Origin of the sequence: Flavobacterium succinicans LMG 10402, assembly GCF_000611675.1 — a bacterium.
Taxonomy (GTDB): domain Bacteria; phylum Bacteroidota; class Bacteroidia; order Flavobacteriales; family Flavobacteriaceae; genus Flavobacterium; species Flavobacterium succinicans.
The window spans coordinates 56,714-72,184 of sequence record NZ_JATV01000008.1 but is presented as its reverse complement, the minus strand read 5'-3'; the positions used below and the strand labels follow the sequence as shown (position 1 = coordinate 72,184).

Below are 15,471 nucleotides of genomic sequence, written 5' to 3'. Positions count from 1 at the left end.
ACACTATAAGTACCGATAAAACATTCAAAATATACTATATACTACATTTACACCTTATTGATTTTGAAATTATTTCAGAATAATTGAAAAATTAACTAATTCAAAAAAACTATATTGAGAAACCTTTTTCTTGATTTAAATTTGCACACTGTTTTTTAATTCACAATAAATTATGAAAAATTCGATTACATTACTTTTAATTTTGATGTTAACCCTTTGCGCTGCAACTGGAAAAGCTCAAGAAAAATTTTCTATCAACGGCGTTTCAGTTCCAAGAACAATCGATTTTGAGAACCAAAAATTACAACTCAACGGATTTGGTTCAAGAACTACATTTTGGACAGAAGTATATGTGCAAGCTTTGTATTTGACTGTTTTATCTGAAGATGCCAAAGATATTTTGGATAGTGATACCAATATGGGGATTCGTTTGCAAGTTACCTCTGCTTTGGTAAGTTCTCAAAAACTATCAAAATCATTACACAAAGGAATGACAAAATCTATTGGAGAAGAAAACTTGGATAAATTTAAAAACCAATTAGATTTATTAGAAAAAATATTAAATAGAGAAGCAACAGTAGAGAATGACGCCTTCAATTTAATTTATTCTTCAACTGAAAAATCTATTTTAGTTTACAAAAACAACCAATTGGAAGGGAAAATTCAAGGGTTTGATTTCAAAAAAGCCTTTTTTGGTATTTGGCTTTCTGAAAATCCAGTAGACTTGGAACTCAAAGAAGCGCTTTTAGGAAAAGTAAAATAAAAGCATTTCACTCTCTTTTTGACATTAAAAAAATAGAATGCCGTTGTGATAACATTACTCACAACGGCATTTTCTGTCATATGTACTTGTCAAGCAAATACTAAATTTAGAAAACTATTTTAAATTCTTTCTCCCAAAAATAATGCTTTCCATTCACCAACAATGTTTTTTTTTTGCTGTTAAGAAGTATTTTTAGATCAATATTGACAAATAAAAGAAGCTAAAACCCTACTTTCACAAGCTGCTATTTCTTAAATTTTTCTATTCTTAATGCTTTTTGATACCGATTGGTATTAATTTGATCGATTATCTTTTAAATTAAAACATCAGCCACAATCCAATTTTTAAGGTGTTTTACCACGGCCTCAATATCAGCAGTAGAATCCTGAAGTTTACTCATCATAATCGCTCCTTCCAGCGAAGACAAAATAACAATTGCAACCAATTTTTCATTAACAATACCCTTTACTTCTTTATGAGTTTTACCGTTAATAATTATTGTCTCTATGCAATTTTTGAATGAATGTAACACTGCCAAAGCCTTGTCTTTAAGTGGGCTTTGAGTATCATCGACCTCAATTGCTAGGTTTAATAATGGGCAACCGCCCACGAAATCAGGAGCAATAACATAAGCCTGAAAAAGCTCTAAAACACAAAACAACTTATCTCTTGTGTTCTTTTCAGCTTTGATTCTTTTTTGCAAAGTCCCAAAAATCGAATGCATCATCTTTTGAAATGCCTCGATTTCTAATTGCTCTTTATTTTCAAAATGGCGATAAATGGCGCCTTTTGTCAATCCAGTGGCATTGGTAATGTCACTCAATGAAGTAGCGCGATACCCTTTTATATTAAAAAGAGTAATTGCTTCTTGCAGCACCTTGCTTTTTGTAATTTCTGACGACTTCATACGCAAAGATACCGATTGGTATCAAATATTTCAAAAAATGTGAATTTTTTTTTTTCATATACTGAAAAAAGTAAATTTGCTTAACAAAATAACACCCATTTTTAATGAAAGATTTATTAAAGAAATTTGAAAATAAACAGCCTGAAATCATCTTCAATTGGAAAGATTCTGAAACCGAGGCCGAAGGATGGACCGTAATCAATTCCTTACGTGGAGGTGCTGCTGGTGGCGGTACAAGAATGAGAAAAGGATTGGATATGAACGAAGTTTTGTCTCTAGCCAAAACGATGGAAGTAAAATTCTCTGTTTCTGGACCTGCGATTGGTGGTGCCAAATCAGGTATCAACTTTGACCCTAACGACCCAAGAAAAAAAGGCGTTTTGCAACGTTGGTACAAGGCAGTTTCTCCTTTATTAAAAAGTTATTATGGAACTGGTGGTGATTTGAATGTAGACGAAATCCACGAAGTCATCCCAATGACCGAAGAATGTGGCGTTTGGCATCCACAAGAAGGAGTTTTTAACGGACACTTCAAACCTACCGAAGCAGACAAAATCAATCGCATCGGGCAATTACGCCAAGGTGTAATCAAAGTAATAGAAAACCCAAAATTCTCTCCCGATGTAACCAAGAAATACACCGTTGCCGATATGATTACCGGTTATGGCGTGGCTCAAGCTGTTGGACACTATTACAGCATTTACGGTGGCGATATCAAAGGCAAAAAAGCGATTGTTCAAGGTTTTGGAAACGTAGGTTCGGCCGCAGCTTTTTATCTAGCCGAAATGGGCGCTAAAATCGTCGGAATCATTGATAGAGACGGAGGATTAATCAACGAAAATGGTTTTTCTTTCGAAGAAATCAGAACCTTATTTTTGAACAAAGACGGTAACAAATTGGTTTCCGAAGATATGATTCCATTTGAAGAAATCAACCAAAAAATATGGACTATTGGCGCAGAAATATTCACGCCTTGTGCTGCCTCACGTTTGGTAACCCAATCCCAAATCGACAGTTTAATTGCCAACGGATTGGAAGTTATTTCTTGTGGCGCGAACGTTCCTTTTGCCGACAAAGAAATCTTCTTTGGCCCAATTATGGAAGACGTAGACCACAAAGTAAGCTTGATTCCAGACTTTATTTCCAACTGTGGAATGGCTAGAGTTTTTGCATATTTTATGGAGAAAAAAGTACAAATGACTGACGAAGCCATCTTTCAAGACACGTCCGAAACCATCAAAAATGCTATCGTAAAAGCACACGCTTTAAGCGCTGCAAAAAACAACATTAGCGCGACGGCTTTCGAAATCGCTTTGAAACAATTGGTATAAAATCAACATACAAATTTCCCAAAGGTGCGGCTCATCAACCGCACCTTTTTTTATACTTTCCCATTTCATTTTTAGGAGCAGCAACAAAAGGCTTTCTGGGCAGCATCGTCCCGCTGTCCGTTATATCTTTGCCTTTTTAAAGAAAAAAGGCAAAGGATGCCACTGCCATCGGGGCTAGAGAGCAACAAGGTCAATTTTTGCCATCATTTTCAATACAACCCGACGCATTTCTTGACAATTTTTAGTACTTTTCAGCGTTTTTAACCCATACTTAAAATTCAAAACCATAATGCAATCCCCAGTTACCTCAGATAAGAAAAAAGCCATCGCCTTTTCCCTAGTAATCTACGGAATACTGCTGTTGATTTTATTTTTTATCCGCTTTTGGCCTCCCTACAACCCCGATTCCTTTACAGCACTTGCTGGCGGTGGCGGCGGTGGCCTGACGGTCAACTTTGGCGATAGCGAAATGGGACAGGGTGCCGATTACCAAAGCGAAGTGTTGGACGTAAAAAACCAAACCAAAGTTGCACCCACATCGGCAACTCCAGACGAGGCCATCTTATCACAAGAAACGGCTACAGAAGAAAGCGTAGTTATTCCTAAAAAGGAGAAAGTAAAAAACACCACGCCTACCTCAAAAGAAACGACAAAACCCGTTGTCGAAAAATCAAAAGTTTCCAATGCTACCAACGATGCCCTATCGAGTATCCTAAAAGGTTCCAACAAAGGAGGCGATGGCGACGATAAAGTAGCTGGCAACAAAGGAAAAGCCAACGGAAGTTTGAGCGCCAAAGATTATTATGGCTCTGGAGGTTCTGGTGGTGGCACAGGCGGAGGCAACGGAACTGGAAATGGCATTGGCACCGGAAGTGGTTATGGCGCAGGAAGCGGCGGTGGCTCTGGTGGAGGCGCAGGCTATTCTCTAGGCAACCGCAGGGCTATCTCAAAACCTGTCCCAAAATATACTTGCAACGAAGTAGGCAAAGTAGTCGTAGAAGTAGCCGTAGACCGTAACGGCAACACCATAAGTGCCATTGCAGGAAGTAAAGGAACCACCAATACCGCCAAATGTCTTCTGGACCAAGCCAAAATTGCGGCGATGAACACCAAATGGGACGCTAGCAGCAACGCACCAGAGAAACAAGTCGGCAAGATTGTTTATAATTTCAACTTGAATTAGATAGCGTAACAACAATACGTCTTGGGACTAGTTAAAATGCGTGAGGGATAGGAGCTGGCTACCGAAGTAGCGCGGATAGCCCGACCGCAGAAAAGCAAAGGGGCGAATAACACCTATGCTATTCGCCCCTTTGCTTTTATGGGGTCACGCCCAAATTATACTTATTTTGGACTGGTGGCTATGACAAACTTTAGGTTATTTTTGACACCGATTTGAAGGACGTCTACTAAATCTTGTACTTGTAAGTTGAATGGAATGCGGACGATGACCGTTTGGTCTTTTTCTCCGCCAATTTTACTCATCAAAGTGGTTTCTAGGTCTTCGAAAGCAACGGGTTGTTTATCGAGGTAGAACTTTTTGTCTTCGGTAACCGAAAGGCTAATGTATTGCTTATTCGTTTTTTCGTTGGACTTGGCTTTGGGCAAAGTCATTTTAATCACATTTGGATTGGCCAATGTGGAGATGATTAGGAAAAACAACAATAAGAAAAACATAATATCGCTGAGCGAAGAGGTCGCTACTTCGGCGTGAAATCTTCTTTTTCTTTTTATCGCCATAACTATGCTCTTTGAATAATATTAACGAATTCTAAAATCTGTTTTTGCACTTTTAGCGCAAAATTATCAATCTTTCCGTTCAGCAAATGGTAGGCACTGTAGGCGATAATTCCAACAATTAATCCGGCACCACTACTAATCATTTTCTCGTACAATCCACCAGAAATGTTTCCGATACTGATGTTTTCTGTAACCGAAATGCTGTAAAAAATTTTGATTACCCCTGAAATGGTTCCGATAAATCCAAGTGTGGGAGCAATACCTGCTATTAATCCCAAATGGCCTAAATGCTTTTCCATTTGACCAATTTCGATATCGGCAGCGCGATCCATATTCGATTCAATCTCTGCGATTGGACGACCAATCACCAAAATTCCTTCTTTTATAATTGTGCTTGAAGCATTAGTAGAACGTTCTACGATGGCTCTAGCCAATTCTATATTTCCGGATTGCAATTGCTCTCCCACATCGCGTAATAAACGATCGTCTATTTTTGAAGCTTTGTCTATGTATAAATAGCGCTCGGCAATTATATAAAAAGTATAGAATAACAAAATGGCAATCGGAATTAAGAAAAACCCACCTTTCAAAATAAATTCCAATACCGAAATTTCAGTATTTGGAGCAACATTTTCAATAACAGCAGTAGAAGTCGCAGCAGTAAGTGAGTCGGCTTGTAGAGAGAGTAAAGTAAACATATTTTATTCTTGATTTTTACGAATTAATTCTAAAAAATATTTCAATTTTGCACTAAAGATACTTTTCGTTCTAGTATTAAACTAAAAAAAATGAAAATTATTTTAAACCCTTCTTTTTTACTCAAAAAATGAATTATCAAGAAACCCTCCACTGGCTTTATAATCAGTTGCCCATGTATCAATTGCAAGGCGCATCGGCTTATAAAAAAGATTTGACCAACGTACATTTGTTAGCCGAATACTTGGGGCATCCCGAGCAAAAATTACGGTGCATACACGTGGCAGGCACCAATGGCAAAGGCTCTACCTCTCACCTCCTAGCCTCTGTTCTTAAAGAAGCAGGACTAAAAGTAGGTTTGTACACCTCGCCTCATCTCACTGATTTTAGAGAGCGTATCAAAATTATTTCGAATGCAACTCCTGAACAAGCTTGGGAAGAAATTCCAGAGGCCTTTGTTTGTGATTTTGTGAACCAACACCGTTCGTTTTTTGAAGCACAGGATATGAGTTTCTTCGAAATGACGGTAGGTTTGGCTTTTGATTATTTTGTAAAAGAACAAGTCGATATCGCTATCATAGAAGTTGGAATGGGTGGCCGATTGGATGCTACCAATATTATTACGCCTTTAGTTTCAATCATTACCAATATAGGATTGGACCACACTCAATTTCTAGGAAATACACTAGTAGCAATAGCTGGTGAAAAAGCTGGCATCATAAAACCAAGTATTCCTGTAGTGATTGGCGAATACACTCCAGAAACCTTGCCTGTTTTTATTAGCAAAGCCAAAAGTTGTTTTGCAGAAATTCATTTGGCCTCGGATTTGATTTCGAGTACTTATCCCTCGGATTTATTAGGCGATTACCAAGTGCACAACAAGAAAACCGTTATGCAGACCATAGCCGTTTTGAACGAAAACAAAACAATAGTGGTTTCGCCAAAACAACTCCAAATGGGAATGGCCAACGTAATAAAAAACACAGGACTACAAGGTCGTTGGCAACAGTTGAAAGAACAACCCAAAGTAATTGCCGACACGGCTCACAACAAAAACGGTCTTGAAATCGTAATGCGTCAAATTCAAAAAGAGAAATTTGACCAATTGCATCTCGTTTTGGGAGTAGTTAATGACAAAGATTTGAAAGAAGTATTGCCTTTGTTTCCCAAAAATGCGATTTATTATTTCTGCAAGCCCAATATTCCACGTGGCTTAGAAGCAACCATACTTCAAACCGAAGCGGAGGTTTTTGGTCTGAACGGAGAAGTATATTCTTCTGTTTCAGAAGCCTACGCGGAAGCATTGAGAAATGCGGCTCCTACTGACTTTATCTACGTAGGTGGAAGTACTTTTGTAGTTGCAGAAATTTTGTAATTTTTTTTCATTTTTGCTTGCACATCCCAAAAAGGGTTGTATATTTGCACTCGCAATCACGAAATGATAGCAACCTAGTAAAATAGGGCGATTAGCTCAGCTGGTTCAGAGCACCTCGTTTACACCGAGGGGGTCGGGGGTTCGAACCCCTCATCGCCCACCAAGAAACTCCTTAAGCAATTAAGGAGTTTTTTTTTGTTTTTAAATGAAAAGTTTATTAAAAAAAAGGATCAGGACATAAACCTGAGGAGAAGCAAAAATTAAAAGCTGGATATTGCACAACTGGCTCCAACTAAACTTTCTAATTAAAAGACTTAAAATACAAACAATAAAAAAAAGTGATCTAGATAAACTTCTACATCACTTTTTTTATGTTTTATTATTGTTGTTTTAGCTCCAACTTTTCGGCAAAATAATCGCAAAAATCAATCATGGTGGCCGCCATTTTTTCGTCATTGGTGGCTCTTTTAAAGGTGTCAGACATCGCCACTAAGGTTTGATGGAAAAAGATTTTCATCTCATCTACTGGCATATCTTTGGTCCACAAATCAATGCGCATACTTTCCTTCTGTTTGCTATCCCAAATAGAAAGCATAATCGCCTTCGCTTCTTGAAGTGCTACTCCCCCATCTTCAGCGGACCAAGATAGTTTTTCGGGTACTCGGTTTTCGTCTAATTCAACTTGAAATTTAATTTCTGATGTATGTGTGTTTGACATTATTTCTTAGGTTTATATTTCGATTTTTCAAAAATTTCTTTTGCACTCATAGCCAACATAGCCTCCAATGAACTGTCGTTATTTTTCATGTAAGAACGCACCATTTGCCATCCAATCCAAGCGCCCACTTGCCCAGGTGAATCATTATCAATCTCCAAATAAAACTTAGAAAAAGGAGCTGGGCTTATAAAACGAGGAATTAACTTGGCATCTACACTGTACAACATTTCTTTGTCTATAAAATAACGCCAAATGTAGCCTTCGTTCTCTAAACACCAATTCTGTTGAGCAGCGGTGTACCCCATTATATCTGCCTCCGAAAAATCAGGCAACAACAATTCCTTTACATACAATTCTTTGCCAAAGGCAATCATTTGAGAAAGAAAGGCTTTATCAGTTGCAGGCGGTATTTTGGATTGCAAAAAACTAGAAGCAATATCAGGTACAATCTGATTTTGCTCAAAATTTTGTTTGATGTATTCTGGAAATTGATAAAATCGATGCTGTTTTCCTAAATATAATTCTAAAGAAACCAAAACCAAACTATCAGCATATATCGTTTTGGTATTGTAATCCATTTCACCTATCAACGTTACAACTTTTGGATTTTTGATTTTTGGAAAATAAAACTTAATATGCTTAAATAAGGTAGCGATATCAGCAGCTACAGGATCAAAATTTTTATATTTTTTTTGTACTTCCTGGTAAAGCTCTCTCCATTGCGGATGTTGCATTTTTTCGATCCAAACCGCATCTTCAGTTCCTTGTGGAAAAAAAAGAGGATACTTTTGCTTCAATTGTAATAAATTCTCTGGTTTTGCTTCAAAAAAAGCTTGATCAAAACGCTCTACTTTTATCTCAACTGGAATTTCTTCTACAATTTTTTCTACTTTACTCTTTTTGTCGCAAGAGCAAAAAAACAACACCAATAGTAAAGACAAAAGACACTTTCTCATTATTTTTTGATTCATTCGAAGCTATTTTATAGGTTTACCTTTTTCGAGTTTATAGACTGGAAACATGGTCATTTCATATATATTAATTATTTTCGCTTTAAAATCATTTCAAATTTGATTTCCTTTAAAACATTGTGCAAATATACATTCCTGCTTTTTAAAACATAAACTATAATGATTAAAAAAACATCTTTAACACCAGAAAAAGTTAACTCAAAAATTGTAAAATGGTTAACGGATTACGCGAAGAATGCAAAGTCAAATGGATTTGTTATTGGGATTTCGGGAGGAGTTGACTCGGCTGTAACCTCAACACTTTGTGCCCAAACAGGTTTAGAGGTTTTATGTATAGAAATGTCCATTCATCAAGCACCTTCTCAAGTAAGTCGCGCTCAAGAACACATCAAGCAGTTAAAAGAACGATTTCCAAACGTAAAAAGTGCAATTTCAGACCTTACACCTGTTTTTGAAGCCTTTAAAACGGCTGTTCCAGAACACGAAAATACCGATAAAATGAATTTATCATTGGCCAATACAAGAGCGCGTTTACGTATGAGCACTTTGTACTACTATGCTGGAATACATGGTTTATTAGTAGCCGGGACAGGAAATAAAGTAGAAGATTTTGGAGTTGGATTTTACACCAAATATGGTGACGGCGGAGTGGATTTAAGTCCGATTGCAGATTTACTAAAATCAGATGTTTATGCTTTAGGAAGTTATTTAAAGATCCCCCATTCGATTTTGGTTGCTCCTCCAACCGATGGTTTATTTGGTGACGACCGTTCCGATGAGGATCAATTAGGTGCTAGCTATGATGAATTGGAGTGGGCCATGTTACAAGACGAAGCTGGCAAAACATCAGATGACTTTGATAATAGAGAAAAAGAGGTTTTAACCATATACAAACGCCTAAATTCAGCTAATCAACACAAAATGAACCCAATACCCGTGTGTGTTTTTACAGAAAATTAAAAAATTTTCTTAAATATTAAAAATTATTGTATTTTTTTTACTACATTTATCGAATCATTTTGATAGACAACTCTTAAAAAAAAAATACCATGATTAAAGTTTGTTTAGCAGATAATTTTCCAGTAACTCATTTTGGAGTTAAATCGTACTTCAAGGATCATGATGAGATCTCAATTGTAGCCAATGTAGGTAATTTTTCGATGGTTCGAGAAATTCTTCAAAGCAAAGAAATTGATGTTTTAGTAATTGATTTAGAACTTGAAGGATTAGCTAGTATTTTTGAAATCAAGGCAATGTTGAAAAACTACCCTAACACAAAAATCATTATCTATAGCAGCCTTTCGGAACAAATTTATGCTCCAAATGCAATTAAAGCAGGTGTGGCGGGCTATGTGCACAAAACTGAAAAACTTGAAACACTAGGTCAATCTATTGTCAAAGTTCAGCAAGGAAAAATTATCGTAAACGAGAATGTTCGTAAAAACATGGCTTTGATAGCCAAACAAAGTAAAAGCGAACGTTTATACCGTAAATTATCCAACCGAGAAATAGAAGTATTACGCTATTTAAGCGATGGGAAGAAAAACCATGAAATAGCCGATATTCTTTCTTTAAACGAAAAAACAATTAGCACCTACAAATTGCGCTTGTTGACAAAATTAAATGTAACCAATTTGGTTGATTTAGTCAACAAAGCCAAAACACTAGAAATTGTGTAGCAATTTGAGCTAGCTAAATTTAGCTGTTTACAAAAAGAGGCTGTCCGAAACGTTGGACAGCCTCTTTTTTATGGCAAAATATTCAGAATCTATCGAAAATGATTTTCATACAAACCATTCTCAGAAAAGCATCTTGGGTAACATTTTTTATAAATAAGTAGAACGTATTCTTCCAATTGTTCCGGTGATATTCACTTTGAGTTTGTTGTAATCATTAATCATTACCATCAACTCGGCCCCATCAGCTTCTGGATTTACTGAAAATTCATTCATCAAATCCATGATCAACTTATTGATTAAATATTCACGAATTGAAATTATGGTTTCTGAAGTATGCTGACTAATGGTTTCTGTTTTTTGCTTTACAAAAATATTTTGTCCTTCCCAATTGTGTAAGACAATTTGCTCCTCCTCCATTAAAATATCTGTTACTTCTTGAGCAAATTCAGGTTTCAAAGTTTTCAAATACTGCTCAATACCCTCTGCCTGCTCTTGCAAATAATAATTAATCAAATCATTAAAAATAGCTCTAAACAAGGGGTTCGCCAACTCTACTTCATCTTCTTGCAAACTCAGATAAATACGATGAAAAACTTTGTATTCTTTCTGTTCAACAACCTGAACAATTTCGCCATCGGCATTAGCTTTTAACAATACATCCTCAAAAATTGCACTTTTATTCCCATACAGCAATAGTATTTCAATGATTTTTCGTTCCAAACGGTACAAGACATCGACTTTATCAGGAGCTATAGGATTTTCGTTTTTTACAACTTCAAAAGCTTTTTGCTCTTGCTTTTGTTTTTTACCTACTTCGGCAACATCTTTTTGCACTAATTGCGCTAAAGTACTCACCAAAACTTGTTCCGAAATATCCATAATCCTAGAACATTCTTGCAAATATATTTCTCGCTGAATGCGGTCTGGAATCTTAGAAATACTCGTTACCATATCCCGAATTAAATCCGCTTTTTTGATCGGATCGTTCTTAGCTTCGTTCATTAAAAGCGAGGCTTTGAACTGGATAAAATCCTTTGCATTATGCTCTAAATAAGCTACCAAATCATCATAAGATGTTTTTTTGGCAAAACTATCTGGGTCATCGCCATCAGGAAAAGTGCAAACTTTTACGTTCATTCCTTCCTCCAAAATCAAATCGATGCCTCGAATGGAAGCGCGAAGTCCTGCAGCATCACCATCAAAAAGTACGGTAATGTTTTTGGTTAATCGGTTAATTAAACGGATTTGGTCGGGTGTTAAAGCCGTACCTGAAGAGGCTACGACATTTTCGATTCCCGCCTGATGGAATTGAATTACATCCGTATATCCTTCAACTAAATAACAATTATTGAGTTTAGCAATGGCTTGTTTGGCTTGGAAAATTCCGTACAAGACTTTGCTCTTATGATAAATTTCACTCTCTGGAGAGTTTAAATATTTGGCCGCTTTTTTATCATTGGTTAAGATTCGGCCTCCAAATCCTAAGGTTCTACCCGACATACTTTGGATAGGAAACATCACCCTTCCTTTGAATCTGTCAAAAGGGCGATCGTCTCTTGGAATGGTTAAGCCTGTACTTTCTAGATATTGTAATTGATATCCTTTTCCTAACGCTTCTTTCGTCAGCGCATCCCAAGTTTCTGGAGAATAGCCTAAACCGAATTTTTTTATGGTTTCGCTGGTAAAGCCTCTCTCTTTGAAATACGAATAGCCTATCGCCTTTCCTTCTTCGGTGTTTAATAGTGTGGAATGAAAATAATTTTTCGCGAATTCAGACACCAAAAACATACTTTCTCGAACATCGGTATTGGCTTTTTCGGCATCGGTTTGTTCTGTTTCTTCGATTTCGATATTGTATTTTTTGGCCAAATATCGAATGGCTTCTGGATAGGTAAAATGTTCGTGCTCCATTAAAAAAGCCACTGCATTTCCTCCTTTTCCAGAACTAAAATCTTTCCAAATTTGTTTTACGGGCGATACCATGAACGAAGGTGAACGCTCGTCTGAGAAAGGACTCAAGCCTTTGAAATTGCTCCCAGCGCGTTTTAATTGTACAAAATCGCCAATAACCTCCTCTACACGAGCGGTTTCGAAAACGGTATCTATGGTTGCTTTTGAAATCAATTGAATAAGGGAATAAAGTTGGAAAAGGCCAAAGATACAAAGTTAATTTTGTATAATTAAACTTAGTCTTACTGCTGTTTAAAAGACAAATTGAGTAGTTAATAAATTATCAAAAAAGCTTGGGGGAATCTACTAAATCAGCGTACGCATTATGGCACGCAGATTTCGCGGATTCAAATAGACAGGGTGGCTTCAAAAAAAATATAGTAACTATTCAGCTTGTCTTGCTTTGAGTTGGCTCCAGCTTTAGCTGGAGTTATGGGGATTGATTTCATTGGCTTTAGCCAAAATTAGCTGCTTTTATTTGGCTAAAGCCTTTAAAACTTTCAAATTGCACCCCTCCAACTAAAGTTGGAGGCAATTAATATTCAAAAAAACACCTGATTAGTTACAAAACATAATTTATCATTCACCCGATATTACCAAATTTCTTCCAAGTAAAAAAACCATGCTAGTCTTATAGCCCCGACAGAAGGGAAAAACCTCGTGAGCTGGGGTTCAGCTCGCGAGGTTTAGGAATGATGGCGGGAACGATGTGCCTGAAATGCCTGATGATTCGCTCCTAATTTTAACCCAGATTCCGCATTAGAAATCTACTACAACTAAATTCTTCTTCAAAAGCAAGAACTTACTCCCATTTTTAAATTCAAAATACAAAAGTATTCCTTCTTCAAAAATAGTCCGTGAGCTCTTGCTTTTATTGAATAATTCAGTTTCGCTACGAAGTCTAATGCGGATTCTGGGTTTAATTGAAATCGAAACGAATTCCCATAGAAATATTGTTTTGATCTACTGTATTGTTTTTAAATAATGGATTCAAATCGTATTTTACATACAAACTCGTTTCTTTGTAGCCGATGTAGGAACTCAAACCGTAAATAAAATTACTGGTATTGAAATCGGATTTGTTTTTTACGTAAAATTTATCGTCGTTTTCGCGGTATTCTAATTTTTGTTTTGATTTTAAGTTCACTCCGGCATAGCCTCCTAGACCAAAACGAAAGGCCTTGTGGGTTCGGAATTGGCGTTTATCATCTTTCATGGTGCTACCCGAAAAATCGAATTCTAGATGCATTGGCACTACCAAATAAACGTTTCTGAAACGAGATTCTTTGAGGTCTTTTGAGTATACTTCAAGATTAGTTTGGTTTCCATTTACTACAAAAGTTCGGTTATTTGTAGGACGTAAATTATTGTACATTACAGACATCCCGTACTTGAAATGCAGCAAGTTATTGTCTTTTAGGATTCTGGTGTTGTAGGTAGTTCCCCATTCGTAAAAATGAGAACCCATAAATTTGAAATCTTTGTCTTGCATCGCGCCATCAACCATAAGATTGTTTAAACCGGCAGCAAAAACAAACTGGCTTGTGGTTCTTTTTTCACCAAATTTTCTTTCTTTCTTTTTATTTTTAAAGTCAAAGTCATCGTTCCAATAGATTGTAACAGATGGTCTAACAGAGTCTTCTTTGATTTTTCCATCCACTTTTAACTGTACCAATTCGTTCAATTGTTCTTGTTCTTTGGCAACTCTGGCTTCGATATTGATGGCTCTGGCTTCGGCCAAAACTATCTTTTTTTCGTCGGCTTTTTCTTTGGTAATTGTACCGGCTTGCAATTGAAGATTGACGGCTTCGATTTCTTCCTTTAGCGCTGCTTTTTCTTCTTTGGTGATTTTTTCAATGCGTGTTGCGATTTCCTTAGCTCGTTTTTCGAAGGATTCTTGCCCTATCATTTTGCTGGCGAATAGACAGAATAAGGCGGCTAGATAAATGGTAAAATTTCTCATGATTACTAGTTTTTAAAAATTTGATTGATGATTGATTGTTTTATTCTTGATTGTTTCTGTTGGCCAAAGCCACTTTTACGGTTTGATAATTTTTATTCACTTTTGCAATTACTTTTTCTCTAAAAGAGAGCTCCAATTCTCCATCAACTTGTGATAATAAAGTAGAAGGATCGACTTGAATTTTTTGCTTTTTTGGGACTACTGTGGGTGCTACTTGTACCTTTTCGTCTATTGCAGCAATAGCCTGATGCTCTGTGCTTTTTTCGATAGTAGTACTCGTTTGATTGTTGGTGGTTGTGATTTGATTGTTGATTGAAAGCTCCTGATGCGTATTTTTTGTGTTTGTATTTTGATTATTGGCAACCTTAGAGACATTTGTTGCTAAAACAGATTTAGGCTGAACACTTACTTCGTTTGTAGGTTCAATTGAAGGCTTTAATGTAACCGAATCTTTATCTTCCGTAGAAGTCACCACGATTTCTTGAGAGGGTGTTATAACATTACTTTCTTTTGATGTGTTAAAAAAAAGCGTCCCTACCAATAATAGTCCCGTAACACTTGCTGCCACATACCACCAAGTCATTTTTTTCTTTGGCTTTTCTTGGACAGACAACATGGCGTCTAATCGGCCCCAAGCTTGAGCTGAGGGAGTAATTTCTCGATTGGAGAGCTTCTCTTTGACTTGTTGTTCAAAATTATTTAGTTCCATTTTGCTTATTTTTTAAGCAGTTAATCTGCTGTTGTAACATTTTTCTAGCGTGCGACAATTGTGATTTTGAAGTTCCTTCAGAAATACCAAGCAATTGAGCGATTTCCTGATGTTTGTATCCTTCTATCGCATATAAATTAAACACCATTTTATACCCTTCTGGAAGTGTATCGATTAAATTTTGAATTTCTTCTACCGAGAACTGATCTCCAATGGCATCAAAACTTTCCTCAACAAAAAACTCGTCTTCGGTATATTTCATTTTTTTATTAACTCTCAAAAAAGAAATACATTCATTGACCATAATTCTGCGTATCCAACCTTCGAAACTTCCTTTGTTTTCAAAATTTCTTAGATTCACAAAAACCTTCATAAATGCGGTAATCATTACATCTTCTGCTTGATGAATATCTTTGATATACTGTCTGCAAACTCCTAACATTTTTGAAGAAAATTTAGAATACAACTGTTGTTGCGCCTGCCTATTGTTTTCAATGGCAAGTTGAATCAATTTTTGTTCTTCATGATGTAATGGAATTACTTTCATATAATAAAACGTGTTGGTCAGCAGTTGTTGTTTTTGTAAAACCGACTTCTATTAGCATAGACGAGGCAAGCAACAAAAAGGTTGCATGCAGTTGTTTTATTTTTGATAAAAAAATAGAAATA

15 protein-coding genes and 1 tRNA gene are annotated in these 15,471 nt (G+C 36.4%); 7 read left to right on the top strand and 9 right to left on the bottom strand.

The window, feature by feature from the left end; genetic code table 11:
• Window positions 1-172: 172 nt before the first annotated feature.
• Entirely contained in the window at window positions 173-763 is a 591-nt protein-coding gene (locus AO58_RS0109285) for a chalcone isomerase family protein (RefSeq protein WP_024981450.1), read from the top strand.
• Window positions 764-1,076: 313 nt separating this feature from the next.
• Here the strand turns inward: AO58_RS0109285 and AO58_RS0109280 are convergent, their stop codons facing one another.
• Window positions 1,077-1,670 carry a TetR/AcrR family transcriptional regulator gene (locus AO58_RS0109280; RefSeq protein ID WP_024981449.1) on the bottom strand — a complete coding sequence of 198 codons (594 nt, stop codon included), beginning with the start codon at window positions 1,668-1,670 and terminating at the stop codon, window positions 1,077-1,079.
• Between the two features lie 104 nt (window positions 1,671-1,774).
• Between AO58_RS0109280 and AO58_RS0109275 the strand changes: the two genes are divergently transcribed.
• The gene (locus tag AO58_RS0109275; RefSeq protein WP_024981448.1) at window positions 1,775-3,001 is read left to right on the top strand and encodes a Glu/Leu/Phe/Val dehydrogenase dimerization domain-containing protein; all 1,227 of its coding nucleotides are present in this window, start codon (window positions 1,775-1,777) and stop codon (window positions 2,999-3,001) included.
• Between the two features lie 289 nt (window positions 3,002-3,290).
• On the top strand, window positions 3,291-4,184 hold the full coding sequence (locus AO58_RS0109265) for a hypothetical protein (protein ID WP_024981447.1): 894 nt from the start codon (window positions 3,291-3,293) through the stop codon (window positions 4,182-4,184).
• A 161-nt stretch (window positions 4,185-4,345) separates the two neighbouring features.
• On the opposite strand, the gene AO58_RS0109260 is transcribed toward AO58_RS0109265, so the two are convergent.
• Entirely contained in the window at window positions 4,346-4,741 is a 396-nt protein-coding gene (locus tag AO58_RS0109260; RefSeq protein ID WP_024981446.1) for an ExbD/TolR family protein, read from the bottom strand.
• A gap of 2 nt (window positions 4,742-4,743) precedes the next feature.
• Complete coding sequence (locus AO58_RS0109255; protein WP_024981445.1) at window positions 4,744-5,439, bottom strand: MotA/TolQ/ExbB proton channel family protein; 696 nt, start codon at window positions 5,437-5,439, stop codon at window positions 4,744-4,746.
• Between the two features lie 128 nt (window positions 5,440-5,567).
• Here AO58_RS0109255 and AO58_RS0109250 point away from each other — a divergent pair, with 128 nt between their 5' ends.
• The gene (locus tag AO58_RS0109250; protein WP_024981444.1) at window positions 5,568-6,812 is read left to right on the top strand and encodes a bifunctional folylpolyglutamate synthase/dihydrofolate synthase; all 1,245 of its coding nucleotides are present in this window, start codon (window positions 5,568-5,570) and stop codon (window positions 6,810-6,812) included.
• Between the two features lie 85 nt (window positions 6,813-6,897).
• A tRNA-Val gene (locus AO58_RS0109245) sits at window positions 6,898-6,975 on the top strand.
• Window positions 6,976-7,191: 216 nt separating this feature from the next.
• On the opposite strand, the gene gldC is transcribed toward AO58_RS0109245, so the two are convergent.
• Both gldC and gldB read right to left on the bottom strand, forming a co-directional pair.
• Window positions 7,192-7,530 (bottom strand): gliding motility protein GldC, encoded by a 339-nt coding sequence (gene gldC, locus AO58_RS0109240; RefSeq protein ID WP_024981443.1) that lies wholly within the window; start codon window positions 7,528-7,530, stop codon window positions 7,192-7,194.
• Complete coding sequence (gldB, locus tag AO58_RS0109235) at window positions 7,530-8,486, bottom strand: gliding motility lipoprotein GldB (RefSeq protein ID WP_024981442.1); 957 nt, start codon at window positions 8,484-8,486, stop codon at window positions 7,530-7,532. The genes gldC and gldB overlap by 1 nt, the downstream gene beginning before the upstream one ends.
• Before the next feature lie 174 nt (window positions 8,487-8,660).
• On the opposite strand from gldB, the gene nadE reads away from it, so the two are divergent.
• Complete coding sequence (gene nadE / locus AO58_RS0109230) at window positions 8,661-9,461, top strand: NAD(+) synthase (RefSeq protein WP_024981441.1); 801 nt, start codon at window positions 8,661-8,663, stop codon at window positions 9,459-9,461.
• A gap of 89 nt (window positions 9,462-9,550) precedes the next feature.
• Window positions 9,551-10,180 carry a LuxR C-terminal-related transcriptional regulator gene (locus AO58_RS0109225; protein WP_024981440.1) on the top strand — a complete coding sequence of 210 codons (630 nt, stop codon included), beginning with the start codon at window positions 9,551-9,553 and terminating at the stop codon, window positions 10,178-10,180.
• Window positions 10,181-10,327: 147 nt separating this feature from the next.
• Here AO58_RS0109225 and dnaG read toward each other — a convergent pair whose 3' ends face one another.
• The 4 genes from dnaG to AO58_RS0109200 all read right to left on the bottom strand — a co-directional run bounded on the left by dnaG (window position 10,328) and on the right by AO58_RS0109200 (window position 15,349).
• Window positions 10,328-12,304, bottom strand: coding sequence for a DNA primase (dnaG, locus tag AO58_RS0109220; protein ID WP_024981439.1), 1,977 nt, complete (start codon window positions 12,302-12,304; stop codon window positions 10,328-10,330).
• Between the two features lie 745 nt (window positions 12,305-13,049).
• On the bottom strand, window positions 13,050-14,093 hold the full coding sequence (locus AO58_RS0109210; protein ID WP_024981438.1) for a hypothetical protein: 1,044 nt from the start codon (window positions 14,091-14,093) through the stop codon (window positions 13,050-13,052).
• Window positions 14,094-14,133: 40 nt separating this feature from the next.
• Window positions 14,134-14,802, bottom strand: coding sequence for a hypothetical protein (locus tag AO58_RS0109205; protein WP_024981437.1), 669 nt, complete (start codon window positions 14,800-14,802; stop codon window positions 14,134-14,136).
• A complete protein-coding gene (locus AO58_RS0109200; protein ID WP_024981436.1) occupies window positions 14,789-15,349 on the bottom strand; it encodes an RNA polymerase sigma factor in 561 nt (186 codons plus the stop codon). The genes AO58_RS0109205 and AO58_RS0109200 overlap by 14 nt, the downstream gene beginning before the upstream one ends.
• Between the last annotated feature and the right edge of the window lie 122 nt (window positions 15,350-15,471).

What these genes read in the sequence shown, in the direction of transcription:
- AO58_RS0109285 (WP_024981450.1), top strand. Translation starts at nt 173, where the DNA reads ATGAAAAATTCGATTACATTACTTTTAATTTTGATGTTAACCCTTTGC.
- AO58_RS0109280 (WP_024981449.1), bottom strand. Translation starts at nt 1,670, where the DNA reads ATGAAGTCGTCAGAAATTACAAAAAGCAAGGTGCTGCAAGAAGCAATT.
- AO58_RS0109275 (WP_024981448.1), top strand. Translation starts at nt 1,775, where the DNA reads ATGAAAGATTTATTAAAGAAATTTGAAAATAAACAGCCTGAAATCATC.
- AO58_RS0109265 (WP_024981447.1), top strand. Translation starts at nt 3,291, where the DNA reads ATGCAATCCCCAGTTACCTCAGATAAGAAAAAAGCCATCGCCTTTTCC.
- AO58_RS0109260 (WP_024981446.1), bottom strand. Translation starts at nt 4,741, where the DNA reads ATGGCGATAAAAAGAAAAAGAAGATTTCACGCCGAAGTAGCGACCTCT.
- AO58_RS0109255 (WP_024981445.1), bottom strand. Translation starts at nt 5,439, where the DNA reads ATGTTTACTTTACTCTCTCTACAAGCCGACTCACTTACTGCTGCGACT.
- AO58_RS0109250 (WP_024981444.1), top strand. Translation starts at nt 5,568, where the DNA reads ATGAATTATCAAGAAACCCTCCACTGGCTTTATAATCAGTTGCCCATG.
- gldC (WP_024981443.1), bottom strand. Translation starts at nt 7,530, where the DNA reads ATGTCAAACACACATACATCAGAAATTAAATTTCAAGTTGAATTAGAC.
- gldB (WP_024981442.1), bottom strand. Translation starts at nt 8,486, where the DNA reads ATGAGAAAGTGTCTTTTGTCTTTACTATTGGTGTTGTTTTTTTGCTCT.
- nadE (WP_024981441.1), top strand. Translation starts at nt 8,661, where the DNA reads ATGATTAAAAAAACATCTTTAACACCAGAAAAAGTTAACTCAAAAATT.
- AO58_RS0109225 (WP_024981440.1), top strand. Translation starts at nt 9,551, where the DNA reads ATGATTAAAGTTTGTTTAGCAGATAATTTTCCAGTAACTCATTTTGGA.
- AO58_RS0109210 (WP_024981438.1), bottom strand. Translation starts at nt 14,093, where the DNA reads ATGAGAAATTTTACCATTTATCTAGCCGCCTTATTCTGTCTATTCGCC.
- AO58_RS0109205 (WP_024981437.1), bottom strand. Translation starts at nt 14,802, where the DNA reads ATGGAACTAAATAATTTTGAACAACAAGTCAAAGAGAAGCTCTCCAAT.
- AO58_RS0109200 (WP_024981436.1), bottom strand. Translation starts at nt 15,349, where the DNA reads ATGAAAGTAATTCCATTACATCATGAAGAACAAAAATTGATTCAACTT.